Annotated in this window: 1 protein-coding gene; it reads left to right on the top strand. The window is 64.8% G+C overall.

Annotated elements, in window-relative coordinates:
• Positions 1–34 precede the first annotated feature (34 nt).
• A partial coding sequence (locus AC1D0P_RS32205) for an FAD-dependent oxidoreductase (RefSeq protein ID WP_477680437.1) occupies positions 35–366 on the top strand: 332 nt, incomplete at its 3' end.

Genomic DNA, 366 nt, shown 5'->3' with positions numbered 1-366 from the left:
CCCCTTTCAGTCCCCGAGACCGACGGAGTTCCCGATGGGCCCGCCCGTGGATGCCGTACAGGCGTCCGAGCATTTTTCTGCGTCCGCCGACATCGTCATCATCGGCGGCGGCGTCATCGGCGTCAGCGCGGCACTCTTCCTCGCCCGCCAGGGCGTGTCGGTGGTTCTCTGCGAGAAGGGTCACATTGCCGGCGAGCAATCGAGCCGCAATTGGGGCTGGGTGCGGCGCATGGGCCGCGATCCGCGCGAATTGCCGCTGATCGTCAAGGCGATGGATATCTGGGACGGCATGCAGCAGTTGGTGGGCGAGGATGTCGGCTTTCGACGCACCGGCATCGCCTATCTCTGCAAGGATGACAGAGATGT

Source organism: Polaromonas sp. P1_G2 (genome assembly GCF_056405515.1).
The sequence above is the reverse complement of the archived record's forward strand: the minus strand, read 5'-3'. Positions and strand labels throughout refer to the sequence as shown.